The following is an 18,637-nucleotide window of genomic DNA, read 5'->3' on the forward strand; positions in this document are numbered from 1 at the left end:
CTGCATGGCATCGTCTTGTTCCTTGCTACGGGTCATGCACATGAAGTTTCCGTTCCCGAGCGCTCCGTACTGGCGCCTGTACGTGCCGAAGCTTGTCACTGTCATGCGGCAGGGTTACGGATGGGCCGATCTGCGGCAGGACGTGCTTGCCGGGCTAACGGTGGCCGTTGTCGCGCTGCCGCTTGCCATGGCGTTGGCGATAGCTTCCGGAACTTCGCCTGATAAAGGGCTGGTAACGGCTATCGTCGCGGGATTCCTGATCTCGGCCCTCGGCGGCAGCCGTTTCCAGATAGGCGGGCCGACGGGCGCGTTTGTTGTCGTCGTATTCAACGTGATCGACAAATTCGGCTATGACGGGCTTGTCGTCGCCACGTTGATGGCGGGCGCCATGCTCGTGATCTCCGGATTTGCCCGGCTCGGCACTGTGATCAAGTATATTCCGCAGCCCGTGATCACCGGTTTCACCGCAGGCATTGCCGTCATTATCTTTTCAAGCCAGGTGGGCGAATTTTTCGGCTTGCAGCTTGAAAAGGTTCCGGCCGACTTCCTTGAAAAATGGCAGGTCTATGCCGCCAACTGGGAAGCCTACAGTGGCGTGACGCTTGGCGTTGCCGCGCTTTCGCTGGCGCTGATTGTTGCCTTGCGCAAACTGTCACCGAAGCTTCCGGCATTCCTGCTGACCGTTTTGCTCGGTTCGGTTCTGGTCTGGGCCTTCGGCCTGCAAACTGAAACCATCGGCACGCGTTTCGGCGGCATAACGGCGGCGCTGCCTGTCCCGGCCATACCGGAATTCACGCTGTTTCGTCTTAAGGAACTGCTGCCGAGCGCGTTCACCATTGCCTTTCTGGCGGGGGTTGAATCGCTGCTTTCCGCCGTGGTGGCCGATGCGGTCACCGCGCGGCGGCATCGCTCCAACTGCGAGCTTGTGGCGCAGGGCGTGGCCAACATGGCATCGGCGCTGTTTGGCGGCCTTCCGGCCACCGGCGCGATCGCGCGCACGATGACCAATATTCGCTCCGGCGCACGTTCGCCGATTGCCGGCATCATGCATGCCGTATTTCTTCTGGTGTTTATCGTGGTTGCCGCGCCGCTGGCGGCCTATATCCCGCTCGCCAGTCTTGCCGCCGTGCTGATGATCGTCGCGTGGAACATGAGCGAGGTTGAACGCATAAGATCGCTGCTGCGTGCGACATGGGGCGAACGAATGACGCTGCTCGTTACCTTCGGTCTTACGGTGCTGGTTGATCTTACCGTGGCGATCGAGGCGGGCGTGGTGATGGCGGCCATCCTGTTTATGGTGCGTATGACCCGTGTCGTGGAGATTCAATCGCAGGGGCAGTATGGCGATGCCGACATGGACGATTTTACGCGGCAGGCCGATCCCTATATGCGGCGTGGCGCTTTACCTCCCGGCGTGGAGTTGCTGCAAATTCGCGGGCCTTTCTTCTTCGGCGCCACGGGCAGGTTGCTTGACGCGCTGGATGATATGGCGGCGCCCGCAAGGATATACCTGCTTGATCTGCAGTACGTACCGTTCATAGACGCAACGGGCGCGCATGCGTTAAGCGATTTTGTGGGTCGTGTGCGCCGGCAGGGCGGGCATGTCATTATATTCGGACTGCAGCAGCAGCCGCTTTCCATGATCGACCGTATGCAGGTCGCTGAAGGGCAGGACAATATCGACCTTGTCGGTACATATGAGAACGCCCGTGACCGGGCGGGCATATTGCTGAAAGCGTGAAACGATCAGCTCTTGCCTTCCGCCCGCTTCTGCAGCGCGTTGATTTTTGCGGCCTTTGCCGGGTCGGTCCACCACAGATCGGGGATGCCGAGGCCGTATTTCGGCGTTTCAGCCGGCCTGCCGAACTTGTCCCAGTAGGCTAGGCGGTAGATGCCCACATGCCATTGCGGGATCACATAGTGATGCCATAGCAATACGCGGTCGAGCGCGCGGCAGACCGCCACCAGCTCTTCCCGGCTTTCGGCCTTGACCAGCTTTTCAAGCAAAGCATCCACCGCCGGGTCTTTCACGCCGATCAGGTTGCGGCTGCCTTTTACATCCGCCTTGGCTGACCCCCAGAAATCGAACTGTTCGTTGCCGGGCGATAGCGATTGCGCGAAGACGTGGATGATCATGTCGAAATCAAAACCGTCGATCATGTTCTGATACTGCGCGCTGTCAACCAGCCGGAAATCGGCCTTGATGCCGAGCCGTTCAAGGTTGCGCAGATAGGGTTGCACCCAGCGGTCGAAGGCCGCGGTTTCGTTGATGATCGTGAAGGTGAACGGTTCCCCCGCCGCGTTGACGAGCTTGCCGTCCTTCAGCGACCAGCCCGCTTCGCGCAAAAGCGCGGTGGCGCGGCGCAGGTTTTCGCGGTTGTTGCCGCTGCCGTCGGTCACGGGGTTTTTGTATTCCTTGGTGAAGACTTCGTCCGGGATCCGGCCGCGCAGCGGCTCCAGCAGCTTGAGTTCGGCTTCCCCCGGCAGGCCGCGCGCGGCCAGCTCGGAATTGGCAAAATAGCTGCCGCTGCGTTTATAGGCACCGAAAGCGATATTCTTGTTGGCCCATTCGAAATCGAACGCGTAGTTCAGCGCTTCGCGCACGCGCGGGTCCTTGAACAGCGGGCGGCGGGTGTTCACGACAAAAGCCTGCATGCCCGCCGGCAGCTCGTTCGCGATTTCCTTTTTCACGATCCAGCCTTCCTTGACCGGTGGCGCGTTGTAGGCGGTGGCCCATTCCTTGGCGATATTCTCGTTACGGAAATCATAGCGGCCCGCGAACAGCGCTTCGAGCGCGATGGTCGCGTCGCGGTAATAATCGTAATAAATCACATCGAAGTTGTAGCGTCCGCGGTTGACCGGCAGATCCTTGCCCCACCAGTCTTCCACGCGGCGGAAGCTGATCGCGCGGCCCTGATCGACCTTTTCGACCTTGTAAGGCCCGCTACCGAGCGGCGGTTCCAGCGTGGTGGCGGCGAAATCGCGGGTTTTCCAGTCATGCTCCGCCAGCACCGGCAATTGGCCCATGATCAGCGGCAATTCGGTGTTGCCTGCCTGCTTGAAGGTAAACTTTACGCTGTGCGGGCCGGTCTTTTCCGCCTTCGCCACATCGCGGTAATAGCTGCGATAAAAAGGGTGGCCCTTTTCGCTCAGAATGTTGAAAGAAAAAATCACGTCTTCGGGGCGCACCGGCTTGCCATCGTGGAAGCGCGCCTCGGGCCGCAGATGGTATTCAACCCAGCTTTTATCGCTCGCCACCGCGACGCTTTCCGCCACCAGCCCATATTGGCTGAAAGGTTCGTCGAGCGATGCTTCCATCAGCGTCTCGACCGTTAAAGCCATGCCGTCGGCCGCGAGGCCTTTGAGGATGAAGGGGTTGAGGTTGTCGAAGGTGCCGATAGCGGCGAGGTGTATATCCCCGCCCTTGGGCGCTGCCGGATTTGCGTAATCGAAATGCGAGAATGTGGCGGGGTATTTCGGCGCGCCATGCAGCGCGATACCGTGCGCCCCTTCTGCGGCCCTGGCGGAGTGCGGAAGACAGAGCGCGGCGATGACGAGTGCGGCGGCCGCAAGGCCGCTAAGGTTTTTCATACAAGCCCCCTTGGATATTATTTCCGCGCGCTGGCCAATGCGCCCAGCTGGGCCCAGCGCTGCTGCGAGATCAGATGGGCATAAACCAGCCCGACCCAGCCCTGATGCCGCCATGCCACGAATACATCGTCCGGCAATGACTGGAAGCGGTTTTCGTCGATCGTCAGAAAGCCGCTGACCTTGTGCTTGTCGCCCGCGGGCGTATCGATTTCGATATTGCGTTCGACCAGCAGGTTGTGTTGGCGCATCGCTTTCATGAAAGCGTCGGTTGCTTCGCCTTGCTGGCGCAGCGCGGCGCAGAACTGCAGCGCCTTGTCGGTCACATCCGAAGGCTTGCCGTTTTCGAACAGCGCAAGATCGGCATCTTCGCCGAACAGGTTGGAGGCTTCGTCGATGCACAGCACGAGCTGGCGGTTGGTAGTGTCATCGATCAGGATGAAGGGGTAGCGGCGGATATAGGCGGGCACATAATGGCCCTTTTCCCATTGGCCTTGTTTGCTGATGAAAAGATTGGTGCTTGGTGTCACACCGGTCACGATGGCGGGCACCGGATCTTGCGTGGCGAGGAATACGATGGGGTATTGCGTGGCGGCGACGAAGAATTCGTCGATCACCAGCGGAATGGCGTTCGATTTGGCGGCGAAGCTGTAATCGCCGAGGCGGCGGATCTTGCGGCCGGCGTCTTGCGTGCTGTCGAGCACGCGGGGCTTCTGATAGAACAGCGGAAGGGCGGCCTGACCGGCCTGGGTAGCTGCTTGTGGCTCTGCTGTCGCCGTCGTCACAACGCCTCCGACTCTGTTTCCAATGCCGTGAAATGTATATGATTTTTGCCGGCAAGGCTATGGGCCATGTCAGCGCCCGGCCCTTTTGCCCGGGAACCAGTGGCGACCCTGTTTATCCTCGATTTCAATGAGCCAGAGGTCCGGGTCGTAGGACGCTTGCTGCCGCATTGCGGAATCGGCTTCTTTTTCCGGCAGCGGATCGGTTTTCGTGAGCGGCGACCAGACAAGTTCGTCACCTATCCGTACCTGCGTCAGTAAATGAGCATGACCATCGAGCCGGTTGATTTTTAACAAAATTGTACCGCCCGCAAGGTCGCCCTTGCGGATAACGACAATCGGCACGCCTTCGGCGGCGGCGGTGCGAATCTGTGCGTTGACGATCAGATCGGTGCGGAGGCGGTCATCTGCCATGGGGGCAGGGTATCAGGCGGCGGCGATGTCGCGCAAACTGACCGCGGCGCGACCGAGCGACAGGCTGCGATCAAGGGTTACGGCTGTAACGGCGATCTGGCCTTTGCGCATGATGGCGATATCGCTTTCCTCGTCGCCTACATTTTCGGGCGTGCGGCCGAGCGAGAACCAGTAGTAATTGTTTTCGCGCTTATCGGTGCGCTCCTCGACCTCGATCCTGGTGATGTTCTTGGTGCCCGCGCGCGCGTATGCAAAATCGCGGATCATGTCGGGCGGAATATCGGGGATGTTGACCGATAGGCAAGTATCCTTGCGCCAGCCCTTGGCAAGGAAATGTTGCAGCAAGGTGGGGATATGCGCCCGCGCCGGTTCCCAATTGATGCTGTCGCGGCTTTGGCATTCCTGGCTCAGCGCGATCGAAGGCACGCCCAGCATCAGCCCGCACAGCGCCGCGCCTACGGTGCCGGAAAGATTGATCTCGTCGCCCACATTGCGGCCGGCATTGACGCCGGAGAGCAAAAGGTTCGGCCTGTTTTCGCGCATCAGATGGCCGAGCGCCATGGCGACGCAATCGGATGGCGTGCCGGAAACCGCAAACACGCGTTCGGTGCGCTGCTGAACGCGGATGGGTTCGGTAAGCGTAATTGTTTGGCCGGTGCCGCTGCGGTCATGATCGGGCGCGATCACCCAGACTTCTTCAGCCATCGCGGCGGCGATATCGTGCAAAAGGGTAAGACCGGGCGCGTCAATACCGTCATCGTTTGTAATCAATATGCGTGGCAGGCGAATGGACATCACTGAATCAATGCCGGTTGTTTTAAAATCAGGCTAACAATAGCCGCTTTTACCCGCGAGGCAAGCGCGGCAGCGGCAAGCCGAAGGCCGATTATGGTTAATTTCCGCTCTGTTCCAGCGATTTCCAAGCCTGCAGCTTGCGATAAAGCGTGGAGGGGCTGACTTCAAGCAGCGCGGCGGCGCGCGGCACTTCCTGCCCTGTTGTCACAAGCGCGTTCATGATCGCTTCCTTTTCCGTAAGCCACAGCGGTTTGACCGGCACGGGCGCAAGCGCTTGCGGTACGACCGTGCCGCCGTTCGCGCTTTCCCCGTCCGCGCCCACGGGCGCGTGTTGCAAGGCTTCGGGCAGCATGGCGGGCGTGACGGCGGGGCCGTTATGCAGCACGACCACGTTGCGCATGACATTTTCAAGTTCGCGCACATTGCCCGGCCAATCGTGGCGGCGCAGCATCGCTTCGGCCGCCGGGGTGAGGGCGGTGAAACCCTTGCCCTCCTCGCGCGCGAATTTTGCAAGGAAATAGAGCGCGAGGATGATAATGTCGTCATCCCGTTCACGTAGCGGCGGCATATCGACCGGCACGACATGCAGGCGGTAATACAGGTCTTCACGGAAATTCCCGGCCTTCACCTCGGCCATCGGGTCGCGGTTGGTGGCGGCCACGATCCGGACATCGACCTTTTCTGCCTTCGTGCTGCCGATTTGCTGCACCTCGCCGGTCTGGATGAAGCGGAGCAGCTTGACCTGCAGCTCGAGCGGCATTTCGCCAACCTCGTCGAGGAACAGTGTGCCGCCATCGGCGGCCTTGCCCGCACCGATCTGGTCGCCGACCGCGCCGGTGAAGGAACCTTTGATGTGACCGAAGATATGGCTTTCAAGCAATTCGTGGGGGATCGCAGCGCAGTTCATGGCGATAAAGGGCGCCGCCCGGCGCGGGCTGGCTTTATGGACCGCCTGCGCCGCCAGTTCCTTGCCGGTGCCGCTTTCACCGGTGATGAATACGCTGGCCTTGCTGGCGGCGACCGAATCGATGATGCGATAGACCGCCTGCATGGCCGGGGATTTGCCGATGAAATCGTAGAATCCTTCCTGATCAAGCGCCTGGCGCAGTTCCCGCACCTCGTGCCGCAATGCGCGCTGCGAAAGCGCGTTCTTCAATGTCACCTGCAGCCGCGCGGCGGGGAAGGGTTTGACGATAAAATCGAACGCGCCTTCGCGCATAGCCTCGACCGCAACATTCACCGAACCGTGCGCCGTGATGATCACGACCGGTATTTCCGGGTTGCTGGCATGCAGCTTTTTCAGGACCTTGATGCCGCTGATATCGGGCAGGACGATATCGAGCACCACGGCGGAGGGCAGGCTTTGCGCGAGCGCATCGAGCGCATCGTTGCCGCACGCGACATGGTGCGGGCTGTAGCCGGCGGCTTTCAGATATTCTTCGTAGGTGCGCGCCAGCGACAACGTATCTTCGACCAGCAGGATGGTGTTGTCGTGCAGCATGGGGTGGCGCCGTCGGCTTGCGGTGGATCGACCAAGCCTAGCCGCGCAAAGATTGATGAATGGAAAATCCGGAGCATATGCGCATATGCACAAAAGCAAACGGGCGGGGAATGCCCGCCCGTTCGAAAACCTTTCGTGCGCCGAAGACTAGAAGCCTTCGCGCTCCTTGCGCTTGCGCTCAACCTTGCGCTGGCGGCGGATAGCTTCGGCGCGTTCGCGCGCCTTCTTTTCCGACGGCTTTTCGTAATTGCGGCGCAGCTTCATTTCGCGGAATACGCCTTCGCGCTGCATCTTTTTCTTCAGGACCCTCAGGGCCTGATCGACGTTGTTATCACGGACCAGAACTTGCACGCGTTATCACTCCATCCCGTTTCGAGAATGCCTGTGGCGGGCGACCCCCGCCACGCCGAAGAGGCGCTTCTATAACACATTCAAAAGGTTAAAAGGAAGTGTGCAGCAGGTCTTTTCGTAAAAATACGGTTTTGTAATTGAATCCAAAGGCTTTTTGCCCCATATCAGGGGCAGGAAATAAGCACGGAAAGGCCATATGACCCTGCATAAGCTTACATTCATGGGCAACCCGGTGCTGCGCGAGGTCGCGGCGCTGATCGAGCATCCGCAGGATGCCGTCCTTTTGCAACTGGTCGCCGACATGCACGAAACCATGCTGGCGGAAGAAGGGGTGGGGCTGGCGGCGCCGCAGGTCGGCATCAGCCAGCGTTTGTTCGTGTTCCGCGTGCCCGAAGAGCGCACCAGCGACGATAAAGACGATGCGCCGTGGCAGCACCAGACCCTGATCAACCCCGAGATCACGCCGCTAAGCGACGAGATGGAAATGGGATGGGAAGGCTGCCTCTCGATTCCCGGTTTGCGCGGCGTCGTGCCGCGCTACAAGCGCATCGGTTATCGCGGCATTGATGAAAAGGGCAAGATGGTCGAACGCGAAGCCGCCGGTTTCCACGCCCGCGTGGTGCAGCACGAGCTGGATCATCTTGATGGCGTGCTCTATCTTGATCGCATGAAGGATATGCGCCACCTGACTTTCGAAAGCGAAATGCATCACTTCATGAAGCAGGAGGAGATGTGATGACGGCGAAAAAGAAAAAGGATGCGCGCAAGAAAGCCGCGCCCGTGCAGGCGGAAGACCTGATGCTTGCAATTGTGCGGCAGGTTCCGCGCCATGGCTGGTCTGAAGCGGCCTTGCGGGCGGGCGCCGAAGCGGTTGGCGCCGAAGCGGTTGGCGCCGAAGCGGTTGGCGCCGCGCCCGGCGCGGTATATTTGCATTTCCCGCGCGGCGTGCGCGATGTTGTGGCGGCATTCAGCGCCTGGGCCGACCGGCGGATGCTTGCGGCCATAAAAAAAGCCGCGAACTTTACGCGTTGGCGCGTACGCGACAAAATTGCGTTCGGGGTGCAAGCCCGGCTTGAGGCGCTTGCGCCCTACCGCGATGCGGTGCGCGGGCTGTTGCCATGGGCGGCCGTGCCGCTGCACGCACCCTTTGCTTTGCGTCAGGCCTATGACACGACCGACGCAATGTGGCGCGCGGCGGGCGATACATCGACCGATTTCAATTTCTACACCAAGCGCGGTTTGCTGGTTTTCGTTTTGAAAACCACGACCTTCTTCTGGCTTGATGATGCATCGAAAGGGCAGGCGGAGACTTGGAAGTTCCTTGAACGCCGCATTGCCGAGGTTTTGAAGGTCGGGCAGAAGGCCGCAGCGCTGCGCGAGCTGAATATCGGTGCGCTGGCTGCATCTATCATCAAGCGCGCGGCCTAAAGGCCCGAACCCGCCAATCTTTACAATTCGCGCCGCTTTGGCATGATGGCGCATGCTTTGTTCGCGCCGCGCCTTTCTGGCCTATATGTCAGCCTTCGCCGTCACAGCCTGCGCGGGGCCGATGCGTTTTGCCGACAGTTTCAGCACGGAACGCCGCTTGTTGGTTAGCGGGCCGGATTGTATTTTCGCGTTCGATCTGGCCACGCGCGAACTCGCGGTCATCCAGACAGGTTTTCTGACCCACAGCTTTCTGCCGCACACCGACGACCCGGAAATGGTGCTGGCGATCGAACGGTGGGGCAGGCGCGCGGCCGAAATAAACCTCGCGGACGCTACGCTTACGCGCCGGCTTACCAGCCCGGAAAAGATGTGGTTCTTCGGGCACGGCATCAAGCCTGCTGGCGGTGATACCGTTTATATATCAGGCGTATCGTTTGAAAACGGCCATGGCTATCTGATGGGGTATGACGCCCGTTCGCTCGAGCCGATCGTCAAACACGATGTCGCCAATACGAATATCCATGAATGCCATATCTTGCCCGATGGCACGGCGATGGTGGCGAGTTCGGGTGTCACCGGCCGGGTTACATCGTTTTTCGAAGACGGCAAACGGGTCGAACCCGCCGCGCTGGTGCATGTGGATCTGACGGACGGCCGCGTGCTGGGCCGCAAGGTACTGGCGGACCCGGACCAGACCATCGGCCATTTTGCGCAAACGGGTGACGGCGGTTTGCTGGCGCTAACCCGGCCCATGAACCGCAGCAAGCGCAAATACGGGTATCTTTGCGCCGGGCATATCGACCGGCCGGGATTGAGCGAGATACCGCTGCCGCCCGAGCTGGACGGAAAACTGAACGGCGAGATGCTGAGCGTCGCGATCGACAAGCGCGACCGCATTGCGGCTGTGACCAACCCGGGCAGCGGCACGCTTTTGTTTATAGACCTTGAGCGCAATGTGCTGCGCGACTGGATGGCATGCAGGACGCAGTCCGTGGCTTATGACGGCGCCATGGCCAGCTTTATCGCAACACCGAACAAGGAAATCATGCAGGTCGATACCGGGTTGAAGACGTTATCGCCGCTTTCCCCGCCTGCCATGGCGGACAGACTGAATGTGAGCGGGTCCCACAGCCTGATTGTTTGAGGGCTGCTGTTCGCCTCGTTGTTGGCCTTGATATGGGCTGCTATTATGACATAATGTCTGACATGTTATGTTCTCGAAGGGCTTTTCTGGCCGGAATGTCGGCGTTCATTGTTTCGGCATGCGTTGATCCGAAGCTGCGTCTGGGGGCCGATAGTGTTTCTCTGTCCGGTCGCCATTTCGTTGTCGGCGGTGAAAAAGATGTGTTCGTGGCGGATATTGCCGCACAGACCTTGCGCATAACCCAGGTGAATTTTAAAACCCATAGTTTCCTGCCCCATCCGCATGACCCAGACAAAATATGGGCGATCGAACGGTGGGGCCCCAATATAGCCGAGATCGATTGCAGGGAATGCCGCGTCACCCACAGTTTTCACGGTCCCGAGAAAACATGGTTCTTCGGGCACGGCGTCGCAGCACCGGGAAGCGACCTGATTTTTATTTCAAGCGTTTCGCTGGATACCGGGCGCGGCCATCTTCTGGGGTATGATGTCCGCACCCGCAAGCTTGTTGCTGATGTAGATGTGGCAAGCGGCACGCTGCATGAATGCCACGCGCTCCCCGATGGCACGGCTCTGATCGCCAGTTCTGGCGCAAGCGGACTGAATATGGCGTTGCCCGAACTGGGCGCTAGACTTGAGCCGACCGCACTTATTCGCTCGATATGCTGAACAGCAAGGTTCTTGGTCGGATAGGGCTGATCGACGATGACAAGCAGACGATTAATCATTTTGCGTTGACTGGCGATGGCGGAATTCTGGCGCTGGCCAGGCCAACGGTTCACAGCAAGAGCCAATACGGCTACCTGTTGTCCGGCCATGTTGATAAAGCGCACTTACGCAGGATTGACGTCGGCCCGCAACTCGAATCCGCTTTACACGGCGAAATGTTGAGCGTGGCGGTGGACGGGGAGCGCCATGTGGCTGCTGTCACCAACCCGGAAAGCGAGAACGTGCTTTTCGTGGATCTGACAAAAGGTAGCCTGCTTGACTGGATGCCTTGTCATACATTGTCTGTGGCGTTCGATGATGTCGCCGACTGTTTTATTAGCAGCCATCTAAAAATCGCACGGCTCGATACCAAAAACAAAAAGGTCTTGCCGATTATACCGTTGCCACCCGCCATGTTTGCAGCCAGCGCCCATAGCCTGGTTATTTAGCGGGCCTATTCGTTGGTGGGTTTTTTACGGAAGTTATCGAGGCTGATGACCTCGCCGCGCGGTTCATCCTTTTTCTTGCGCGGAGGCTTGCCGCCTTCGGGCGGGGGATCGTCACCATCTTCGCCATCCTCCTCGTAGCCCTCATCCTCGTCGTCGCCCGCGCCCTGGAATTGCAAGGCAAAGTTAACGGCGGGGTCGGCGAAGGTTGTGATGGCCGCAAAGGGGATGCGCAGTTTTTCGCGTACGTTATTGAAGCTGAGCGTGACCGAGAAATGGTCTTCCTCGACCTTAAGCCCGAAAAACTGGTATTGCAGCACGATGGTCATTTCTTCCGGATACTGTTCGCGCAAATAATCCGGTATTTCGACGCCGTCGAATTCGGTCAGGAACGAGATGTAGAAATGATGTTCGCCCGGCAAGCCATCCTTGGCTGCGCCGGTCACGGCTTCGCGCACGACATTGCGCAGGGCTTGTTCCACCATTTTATCGTAACGCAATAAATCTTCGGGCATGTTGAGCAGCAACCGGTTGTCTGGAACGCGAATCCCAAACTAGGGTTTTCGCTCCGGCGTGTCAAAGCATGCGGGGTATTGCGGGTTGATAAATAAGTGGGGGGCTTCTGTTGCCCGGCGCCCCCCGTGCCGCGTTAAGTGCTAACTACCTTAATTCCGCAAAGCGGAGGTTAGGCAGCCATAGCAACTTGACGAGTGTCAACGTTGTCGTTGGCACTTGTAGGATTGACCCGATAACGGCGGTATCATGCCGAGCAAAAACCATGTCTTTACCACGTGCGTCGACGCTATTTCGCCCCCACAAAACGGCGCCGCGAAACCAAGCTTGGTGGATCGTGGCCCTGCTGCGCGCCAAAAGTGCGTCCGCGCCGTTATGGTGGAGGCGCCGGGTACTGCCCCCGGGTCCGCTCCGCTTATTTCACATGGCGTTTATCGCCATAGTCGCGCGAGGCGACAGGGAACAATATAGCCGGAATACTTAATATTTTAAAGGCAAAGCTATAAAATCCGCGAATATTCCTTTGATTTTGAAGGAAATAATTTTGACAAACATGGGGCAAAGATAACCAAAGCCTGCCCCTATCGTGCCACAAAACTGTTGTTAAAATTGGCCTCACGGCGCGATTCCGCGCAGCAGTTACAAAGGAGTTTTTCCGATGACCATTCCATCCCTGCGTCCATGGTTGGCGGTATTCGCCGTCGCGGCTTTTATGCTTACCGGGCCGGCACAGGCCGAAGACACGCCCGAAGCGCCGGTCGAGGCAACGCCGCCTGTGACGACTATCCCGGGTGATGACATTGTGCCGCCCAAACCGTTCGATACGGAAGGTAACCTGCTTTCGCCCGACGAGTTCGAAAAGCGCCGCGCGGAATTTGAAGGCAAGATGGAAGGCATGTCGGCGGAGGAACGCAAGGCGGTGGTCGAGCGCATGCGCGCACGCCGCGAAGCGATGACGCCGGAGGAGCGGGAGGCGCAGAAACAGAAAATGCGCGCCTATATGGAAAGCCTTTCGCCCGAGCAGCGCGAAAAAGCCGCCCAGCACATGAAGGAGCGCCGCGAGCATATGCGTGAAAAGCTTGCGAATATGAGCCCCGAGGAACGGGCGAAGTTCGACGAGCATATGAAAGACCGCCGCGCCGAGCGCCACGAAAAAATGCAGGAAAAAATGGAAGGCATGAGCGCGGAGGAGAAGGAGGCATTCAAGGAAAAGATGCAGGAGCATCGTGCCGAGCGCCACGAGAAGATAAAGGAAAAGATGGAAAGCATGAGCCCGGAAGAACAGGCGGCGTTCAAGGAAAAGATGAAGGAGCGCCATGCCGAACGCCGGGAAAAGATGCAGGAAAAGATGGAAAGCATGAGCCCCGAAGAGCGCGAGAAGGTGAAGGCGCGCATGCAGGAACACAAGGATAAGCGCAAGGCGCACCATGCCGAACGCCATGAAGGTGGTGGCGGCGAGCCGGCGGCGCCCGCCGGAAATTAGACGGCAGGATTATAGAAAGGGCCGCCGGGTAACCGGCGGCCTTTTTTATGCCATCTGCCGCATGATCGCGGCTGCGAGCATGACCATGGCGATGGTGCCGATGACCGAAGCCGCGAGATAAATGGCCAGCGTGCCGAACGCGCCGCGTTCCAGCATCAGCCCCGCTTCAAGCGAGAAGGCCGAGAAGGTGGTGAAGCCACCGAGAAAGCCCGTGACAAGAAGTGCGCGCAGCGCTTCCGGGGGTTGATCGCGGAAAGCCAACAGCTCCGCCAGCATGCCGATCAGGAACGCGCCGAGCAAATTAACCGCCAGCGTACCGAAGGGAAAGCCCGCGCCAAGTTTCTGGGTCATGAAGATGCCGACCGCGTGCCTGCTCATGGCGCCGAGACCGCCGCCCACGAATATGGCGGCAAAGACGGGAATGCTCATGCCCTGTCCTTTCTTGTGTATTGGCAAAAACGTAATGTGGCATCGTGTTCGGCGGCCGTATCTTCGGCTGCTAACTGCCATGCATCCATATTGATAGGGGGAAAGAAGGCATCGCCTTCGATATCGCGCGCGATACGGGTCAGGTAGATTTTGTCCGCCAGCGGCAGGGTTTGTTCATAGATTTGCTGGCCGCCCGCCACCATAACTTCGGCATCCTTCGGCTGCGAATCCAGCGCACTTTGTATGTCGTGGAAAACCTGTACGCGCGCATCCGTGAAACCCGGGTCGCGTGTAATCACAAGATGTGCCCGCCCAGGCAACGGTTTGCCGATTTGCTTAAGGATCGCCTGATAGGTAACGCGGCCCATCAGCACCGGGTGACCCATCGTGGTTTTTTTGAAAAATTGCAGCTCGCTGCTGTAATGCCACGGCATCGCGCCGTTGCGGCCGATGACCTGTTTCTCCCCGGCGCATGCGGCGATGAGGGATACGGTCATGGTGTCTAAACCGCGATCGGCGCGCTGATCGCCGGGTGCGGGTCGTAGCCGGTGAGCGTGAAATCTTCGTACACAAACCCTTCAAGCGTGGTGCGCGCCGGGTTGAGTGCCATGGCGGGCGGCGGGCGTATATCGCGGGCGAGCTGGGTTTTCACCTGATCGACATGGTTGAGATAAATGTGCGCATCGCCGAAGGTGTGCACGAAGGTGCCCGGCTTCATGCCGCAGACCTGCGCCACCATCATGGTCAGCAGCGCATAGCTGGCGACGTTGAATGGCACGCCAAGGAACAGATCGGCGCTGCGCTGGTATAGCTGGCACGAAAGGGTGCCTTCGGCCACGAAGAACTGGAACAGCGCGTGGCAGGGCGGCGGCGATTTGTTTATCTGCGCCAGCGCCAGCGGGTTCCACGCGCACACGATATGGCGGCGGCTGTTCGGATCCTTCTTCAGCCGTGCGACAAGTTCGGCGATTTGGTCAACGCCTTTGCCCCGTCCAAGGCTTTCGCCGCCGAAATCACGCCACTGCCGCCCATAGATGGGGCCGAGATCGCCGTTTTCATCGGCCCATTCGTCCCAGATCGTGACCTTTTTGTCCTGCAGATAGCGCACATTGGTATCGCCCTTCAGGAACCACAGCAATTCGTGGATGATGGATTTCAGATGAACTTTCTTGGTTGTAAACAGCGGGAAGCCGCGCCGCATATCGAAACGCAGCTGGTGGCCGAAGCTGGCCAGTGTGCCGGTGCCGGTGCGGTCATCGCGCCGTACGCCGTTTTCAAGCACGTATGCCAGCAGCGCGAGATAGGCGGCCTCGCCCTCCGCCAGCGCGGGGCGGGCGATAGCTGGGATGGGGCTGTTTTCGGCAGGTTTCTGGGCTGTCATGGCGGTCATGATCGTATTTTGCAACAGCGGAGGCCGAAAAGCTAGGCCGTCATGGACTGTTCCCGCGCCTTCAGGAACCTGATTTTCGGGTTTTCCTCGATCGCGCGGTTGAGCTGCCAGGCGTTACGGGCAAGGAATACAACGCGCCCGTCGTGATCTTCGGCGAGGCTGCCGCGGTTGGTTTCAATGAAGCTTTTCAAAAGGACCGGATCATCCGCCTCCACCCAGCGGGCAGCCTCAAGCCCCGCGCTCTCGAACTTGGCGGGCAGGCCGTATTCGGCGCCTATGCGCGCCGCCAACACCTCGAACTGCAGCGGCCCGACCACGCCAACAACCCAATCGGACCCGATCATGGGCTTGAACACCTGGCTGGCGCCTTCTTCGGCAAAATGTTCGAGCGCCTTGCGCAGATGTTTAACCTTAAGCGGGTCGCCGATATGCACTTTTTGCAGCAATTCGGGCGCGAAGCTGGGCACGCCAAGGAAGCGGATATTTTCCCCCTCGGTCAGCGTATCGCCAATGCGCAGCGTGCCGTGGTTGGGGATGCCGATGATATCGCCCGCCCAGGCATCTTCCGCCAGCTCGCGGTCCCGCGCGAGGAATAACACGGCGTTGCCGACCGCGATCAATTTGTCGCTGCGCACGTGGCGCAGCTTCATGCCGCGTTTGAAATGGCCCGAACACAACCGGACGAAGGCGATGCGATCGCGGTGGTTCGGGTCCATATTGGCCTGCACCTTGAACACAAAGCCGCTGACCTTGGGGTCGGTCGGTTGCACGAGCCGGCCATCGGCCTTTTGCGGGCGCGGCGGCGGCGCATAGGATCCGAGCCCGAGCAACAATTCGCGTACACCGAAATTATTAATAGCCGAGCCGAAATAAACCGGCGTAAGATGGCCTTCGCGGTAGGATTGCAAATCGAACGGCTTGCAAAGCCCGCGCACCATTGCCACATCTTCGCGCAGCTTGGCAGCGAAATCGGCACCAAGCAGCTCGTCGAGCTTCGGGTCGTCCAGCCCCTTGCATTCTATGCCTTCGTCAATCTCATCGCCCTTGCTGCGGCTCATCAGGATCAGGCGATCGCGCAGCAGATCGTAGCAGCCCTTGAAATCGCGGCCCATGCCCACGGGCCAGCTTGCGGGCGTGACATCAAGCGCAAGCGTTTGTTCAACCTCGCTTAAAAGATCGAACGGATCGCGCGCCTCGCGGTCCATTTTGTTGATGAAGGTCATGATCGGCACGTCGCGCAGGCGGCAAACTTCGAACAACTTGCGGGTCTGGCTTTCGATGCCTTTGGCGGCATCAATCACCATCACCGCGCTATCGACGGCCGTGAGCGTACGATAGGTGTCTTCGGAGAAATCTTCATGCCCGGGGGTATCTACAAGGTTGTAATCGCTGCCCGCGTAATCGAAGCTCATGACCGAGGCGGTGACGGAGATGCCGCGCTCCCGTTCCACCTTCATCCAGTCTGATTTTGCGCGCCGTTGTTCGCCGCGCGCCTTGACGGCGCCCGCCATCTGGATCGCGCCGCCGAAAAGCAGCAGCTTTTCCGTCAGCGTTGTCTTGCCGGCATCGGGGTGGGCGATAATGGCAAAGGTGCGCCGGCGTGCAACGATATCGGCTATGCTGTTCGGGGCATTGTTCATGGGGGCGGTATATAGCCGCCGCGGGGCAAAAAAGCCAGTTCCGGACGGCGGCGGCGGCGCAGAGCCTATCAGGCGGCGCTATCGACTTCGTCGTTCAGGCTGGTTTGCACAGCTTCGAACAGGTCTTTGGTATAGATAACCTTGCCGACGGCATCGCTGTAAAAGCCTTCCAGCTCGGCCTGGCGGCTGTAGCCGCACCGTTCGTAGAAGCAGCGGGTGATATCCTTGGGGCGGCTTGCGCTTTCGATATAGAAGCGCAGGGCTCCCTTCGCCTTCGCCTTGTGTTCCACCTGGCGCATCAGCATGCGGCCAACACCGCAACCCTGCCAATCCGGATGGACGACGATCCAGCGCAATTCATAGCGGTTTTGTGTATCGGCGATGCGTCCGTAGCATGCAAAGCCGATCAGCTCCCCGTTATAGTTGGCGAGCGTAAAGTGGAAATCGCTTTGCGTGCCTTTTTCCATCGCATCCCTTGCGTGGATGGCGGCATTTTCGATTTCCTGCGGTTTAACATTGGCGGTCGCCTGCAGCATGGCGCGGATCGCCGGTATATCGCGGCTGGTGACGCTATCGCGCCAGTGAAGATAGTCGGATTGAAAATCAAGAGCAGAAAAGGCGCTTGTCATGTGATTCGGTTGCCCTAGTTCACTTAATAGCCGGACTATAAGTTTGTATTACTGTAGTGGCAAGTGATTTCACCAGCTTTTTTGTTATGCCTGTCTGGTGCACCGCAAACAATCCATTTTCATCAATTACCCTAACAAGTTACCGGTTTGAAGCAGGGCAAATAAAAAAATCAGGCATGTTTTTGGACTGTGCCGACCGTACCGGCCGGGTCGTAATAACGGTATTCGGCGCCTTCGAAATTATGCAGAATCAGGTAATCCCCGTCGCGGCCCGCGATGCGTTCGGGCACGAGCGCGACCTTGCCGCCGCCGCCCGGCGCATCGATGGCAAATACCGGAACGGCATAGCCGCTTGTGTGGCCGCGCAGCGCATCAATGATTTCCAGCCCCTTGCTGACGGGCGTACGAAAGTGCGACGAGCCTGTGATCGGGTCCATCTGGAACAGATAATAAGGTTTTACGCGGTTCTTCAGCAGGCCGTGCATCAGCGGTTTTATGATCGCGATATCATCATTGATACCTTTCATCAGCACGGTCTGGCTGCCGAGCGGGATGCCGGCGTCAGCGAGGCGCACAAGGGCTTCAGTGCTTTCCGCCGTCAGTTCGCGCGGGTGGTTGATGTGTATGCTCATCCATAGCGGATGGAATTTCCGTAGCATGGAGGCAAGCTGCGGCGTGATGCGTTGCGGCAGCACGACCGGCACTTTGGTGCCGATCCGCAAAAATTCTATATGCTTGATGGCACGCAGTTCGCCCAAAAGCCATTCGAGCTTGTCATCGGCAATCGTCAGCGGGTCACCGCCCGAAAGCAGGACATCGCGCACTTCGGTATGTGCGCGCAGGTATGCAAGCGCTTGCTCCCATTCCTTGACCGCGAAGGTGCGGTCGCTGCTGCCGACGATGCGTGAACGATTGCAGTAACGGCAATAGGTGGAACAGAAGCTGGTAACGAGGAACAGCGCGCGGTCGGGGTAGCGATGCACGAGGCCGGGCGCGACCATATCCGGGTCTTCGCCCAGCGGGTCGTCCGATTCGCCCGGTGCGACCGTATATTCGTTCATGACGGGGATATGGGTGCGGCGCAGCGGTTCCTGCGGGTCGTCCAGCCCCATAAGGCCGGCATAATAGGGCGTGATACCGAGCGGCAGCGAACCGGCGCGGGCTACGGCTTCACGTTCGTCGCCGGACAAAACAAACACACGTTCCAGCGCGGGCAGGGATTTGATGCGGTTGCGCAGCTGCCAGCGCCAATCGTTCCAATCGGCCAGCGGAACATCCGGGTAAAAACGTTGCTTGAACGCGATGGCTTCTACGCCAAGCGGGAAGGCTGCGGCGGGCAGCGGGGCGATCTGGTCGTTTGCGGGTGGCCGCGCGGCGGCTAGTGCATGAACCATGTT

Annotated in this window: 20 protein-coding genes and 1 other RNA gene; 7 read left to right on the forward strand and 14 right to left on the reverse strand. The window is 59.2% G+C overall.

The features are described from left to right. Positions 1-34 precede the first annotated feature (34 nt). Positions 35-1,741 carry an STAS domain-containing protein gene (locus tag GC131_08430; protein ID MBI1274091.1) on the forward strand — a complete coding sequence of 569 codons (1,707 nt, stop codon included), beginning with the start codon at positions 35-37 and terminating at the stop codon, positions 1,739-1,741. A 5-nt stretch (positions 1,742-1,746) separates the two neighbouring features. Here GC131_08430 and GC131_08435 read toward each other — a convergent pair whose 3' ends face one another. The 6 genes from GC131_08435 to rpsU form a co-directional block, all read right to left on the reverse strand. Beyond that, on the reverse strand, positions 1,747-3,591 hold the full coding sequence (locus tag GC131_08435) for an ABC transporter substrate-binding protein (GenBank protein ID MBI1274092.1): 1,845 nt from the start codon (positions 3,589-3,591) through the stop codon (positions 1,747-1,749). A gap of 17 nt (positions 3,592-3,608) precedes the next feature. Further along, positions 3,609-4,397 (reverse strand): SapC family protein, encoded by a 789-nt coding sequence (locus GC131_08440; protein MBI1274093.1) that lies wholly within the window; start codon positions 4,395-4,397, stop codon positions 3,609-3,611. Between the two features lie 45 nt (positions 4,398-4,442). Beyond that, positions 4,443-4,784 carry a DUF1491 family protein gene (locus tag GC131_08445; protein ID MBI1274094.1) on the reverse strand — a complete coding sequence of 114 codons (342 nt, stop codon included), beginning with the start codon at positions 4,782-4,784 and terminating at the stop codon, positions 4,443-4,445. 12 nt (positions 4,785-4,796) lie between these two features. Then, positions 4,797-5,582, reverse strand: coding sequence for a 5'/3'-nucleotidase SurE (gene surE, locus GC131_08450; GenBank protein ID MBI1274095.1), 786 nt, complete (start codon positions 5,580-5,582; stop codon positions 4,797-4,799). Between the two features lie 94 nt (positions 5,583-5,676). After that, positions 5,677-7,080 carry a response regulator gene (locus tag GC131_08455; protein MBI1274096.1) on the reverse strand — a complete coding sequence of 468 codons (1,404 nt, stop codon included), beginning with the start codon at positions 7,078-7,080 and terminating at the stop codon, positions 5,677-5,679. A gap of 147 nt (positions 7,081-7,227) precedes the next feature. Then, positions 7,228-7,431, reverse strand: a complete 204-nt coding sequence (rpsU, locus tag GC131_08460) for a 30S ribosomal protein S21 (GenBank protein ID MBI1274097.1) — start codon at positions 7,429-7,431, stop codon at positions 7,228-7,230. A gap of 196 nt (positions 7,432-7,627) precedes the next feature. Here rpsU and def point away from each other — a divergent pair, with 196 nt between their 5' ends. The 5 genes from def to GC131_08485 are packed head-to-tail and all read left to right on the forward strand — an operon-like array spanning position 7,628 to position 11,159. Next, a complete protein-coding gene (gene def / locus GC131_08465) occupies positions 7,628-8,167 on the forward strand; it encodes a peptide deformylase (protein ID MBI1274098.1) in 540 nt (179 codons plus the stop codon). Next, positions 8,167-8,859 (forward strand): COQ9 family protein, encoded by a 693-nt coding sequence (locus GC131_08470; GenBank protein ID MBI1274099.1) that lies wholly within the window; start codon positions 8,167-8,169, stop codon positions 8,857-8,859. Before def ends, GC131_08470 begins: the two co-directional genes overlap by 1 nt. A 52-nt stretch (positions 8,860-8,911) precedes the next feature. After that, positions 8,912-10,003: a DUF1513 domain-containing protein gene (locus GC131_08475; GenBank protein ID MBI1274100.1), complete on the forward strand. Its 1,092-nt coding sequence runs from the start codon at positions 8,912-8,914 to the stop codon at positions 10,001-10,003. Positions 10,004-10,035: 32 nt separating this feature from the next. Further along, on the forward strand, positions 10,036-10,671 hold the full coding sequence (locus GC131_08480) for a DUF1513 domain-containing protein (protein ID MBI1274101.1): 636 nt from the start codon (positions 10,036-10,038) through the stop codon (positions 10,669-10,671). Beyond that, positions 10,665-11,159, forward strand: coding sequence for a DUF1513 domain-containing protein (locus tag GC131_08485; protein MBI1274102.1), 495 nt, complete (start codon positions 10,665-10,667; stop codon positions 11,157-11,159). The genes GC131_08480 and GC131_08485 overlap by 7 nt, the downstream gene beginning before the upstream one ends. Positions 11,160-11,164: 5 nt before the next feature. Here the strand turns inward: GC131_08485 and GC131_08490 are convergent, their stop codons facing one another. Together GC131_08490 and ssrA are read right to left on the reverse strand one after the other, a co-directional pair. Then, positions 11,165-11,671, reverse strand: coding sequence for a hypothetical protein (locus GC131_08490; protein ID MBI1274103.1), 507 nt, complete (start codon positions 11,669-11,671; stop codon positions 11,165-11,167). A 95-nt stretch (positions 11,672-11,766) separates the two neighbouring features. Then, positions 11,767-12,166, reverse strand: a transfer-messenger RNA (tmRNA) gene (gene ssrA / locus GC131_08495). Positions 12,167-12,327: 161 nt separating this feature from the next. Here ssrA and GC131_08500 point away from each other — a divergent pair. Then, the gene (locus GC131_08500) at positions 12,328-13,152 is read left to right on the forward strand and encodes a hypothetical protein (protein ID MBI1274104.1); all 825 of its coding nucleotides are present in this window, start codon (positions 12,328-12,330) and stop codon (positions 13,150-13,152) included. Between the two features lie 45 nt (positions 13,153-13,197). On the opposite strand, the gene crcB is transcribed toward GC131_08500, so the two are convergent. From crcB to GC131_08530, 6 genes are all read right to left on the reverse strand, one after another. Beyond that, positions 13,198-13,581: a fluoride efflux transporter CrcB gene (crcB, locus tag GC131_08505; protein ID MBI1274105.1), complete on the reverse strand. Its 384-nt coding sequence runs from the start codon at positions 13,579-13,581 to the stop codon at positions 13,198-13,200. Beyond that, positions 13,578-14,078, reverse strand: coding sequence for a hypothetical protein (locus GC131_08510; GenBank protein MBI1274106.1), 501 nt, complete (start codon positions 14,076-14,078; stop codon positions 13,578-13,580). The genes crcB and GC131_08510 overlap by 4 nt, the downstream gene beginning before the upstream one ends. Positions 14,079-14,083: 5 nt before the next feature. Then, entirely contained in the window at positions 14,084-14,962 is an 879-nt protein-coding gene (locus tag GC131_08515) for a thymidylate synthase (protein ID MBI1274107.1), read from the reverse strand. A 41-nt stretch (positions 14,963-15,003) separates the two neighbouring features. Continuing rightward, positions 15,004-16,611 carry a peptide chain release factor 3 gene (locus GC131_08520; protein ID MBI1274108.1) on the reverse strand — a complete coding sequence of 536 codons (1,608 nt, stop codon included), beginning with the start codon at positions 16,609-16,611 and terminating at the stop codon, positions 15,004-15,006. A 68-nt stretch (positions 16,612-16,679) separates the two neighbouring features. Continuing rightward, entirely contained in the window at positions 16,680-17,240 is a 561-nt protein-coding gene (locus GC131_08525; GenBank protein ID MBI1274109.1) for a GNAT family N-acetyltransferase, read from the reverse strand. A 170-nt stretch (positions 17,241-17,410) separates the two neighbouring features. Next, positions 17,411-18,634, reverse strand: a complete 1,224-nt coding sequence (locus GC131_08530) for a KamA family radical SAM protein (protein MBI1274110.1) — start codon at positions 18,632-18,634, stop codon at positions 17,411-17,413. Positions 18,635-18,637: the final 3 nt, after the last annotated feature.

The sequence above is a fragment of the Alphaproteobacteria bacterium genome, from assembly GCA_016124955.1.
Classification (GTDB): domain Bacteria; phylum Pseudomonadota; class Alphaproteobacteria; order UBA9219; family RFNS01; genus RI-461.

Coding starts and splice junctions, on each gene's coding strand:
- GC131_08485 (MBI1274102.1), top strand. CDS start 10,665: ATGCTGAACAGCAAGGTTCTTGGTCGGATAGGGCTGATCGACGATGAC.
- GC131_08510 (MBI1274106.1), bottom strand. CDS start 14,078: ATGACCGTATCCCTCATCGCCGCATGCGCCGGGGAGAAACAGGTCATC.
- GC131_08515 (MBI1274107.1), bottom strand. CDS start 14,962: ATGACAGCCCAGAAACCTGCCGAAAACAGCCCCATCCCAGCTATCGCC.
- GC131_08430 (MBI1274091.1), top strand. CDS start 35: ATGCACATGAAGTTTCCGTTCCCGAGCGCTCCGTACTGGCGCCTGTAC.
- GC131_08475 (MBI1274100.1), top strand. CDS start 8,912: ATGCTTTGTTCGCGCCGCGCCTTTCTGGCCTATATGTCAGCCTTCGCC.
- GC131_08480 (MBI1274101.1), top strand. CDS start 10,036: ATGGGCTGCTATTATGACATAATGTCTGACATGTTATGTTCTCGAAGG.
- GC131_08525 (MBI1274109.1), bottom strand. CDS start 17,240: ATGACAAGCGCCTTTTCTGCTCTTGATTTTCAATCCGACTATCTTCAC.
- GC131_08490 (MBI1274103.1), bottom strand. CDS start 11,671: ATGCCCGAAGATTTATTGCGTTACGATAAAATGGTGGAACAAGCCCTG.
- GC131_08470 (MBI1274099.1), top strand. CDS start 8,167: ATGACGGCGAAAAAGAAAAAGGATGCGCGCAAGAAAGCCGCGCCCGTG.
- GC131_08455 (MBI1274096.1), bottom strand. CDS start 7,080: ATGCTGCACGACAACACCATCCTGCTGGTCGAAGATACGTTGTCGCTG.
- crcB (MBI1274105.1), bottom strand. CDS start 13,581: ATGAGCATTCCCGTCTTTGCCGCCATATTCGTGGGCGGCGGTCTCGGC.
- GC131_08520 (MBI1274108.1), bottom strand. CDS start 16,611: ATGAACAATGCCCCGAACAGCATAGCCGATATCGTTGCACGCCGGCGC.
- def (MBI1274098.1), top strand. CDS start 7,628: ATGACCCTGCATAAGCTTACATTCATGGGCAACCCGGTGCTGCGCGAG.
- GC131_08435 (MBI1274092.1), bottom strand. CDS start 3,591: ATGAAAAACCTTAGCGGCCTTGCGGCCGCCGCACTCGTCATCGCCGCG.
- GC131_08500 (MBI1274104.1), top strand. CDS start 12,328: ATGACCATTCCATCCCTGCGTCCATGGTTGGCGGTATTCGCCGTCGCG.
- GC131_08445 (MBI1274094.1), bottom strand. CDS start 4,784: ATGGCAGATGACCGCCTCCGCACCGATCTGATCGTCAACGCACAGATT.
- GC131_08530 (MBI1274110.1), bottom strand. CDS start 18,634: ATGGTTCATGCACTAGCCGCCGCGCGGCCACCCGCAAACGACCAGATC.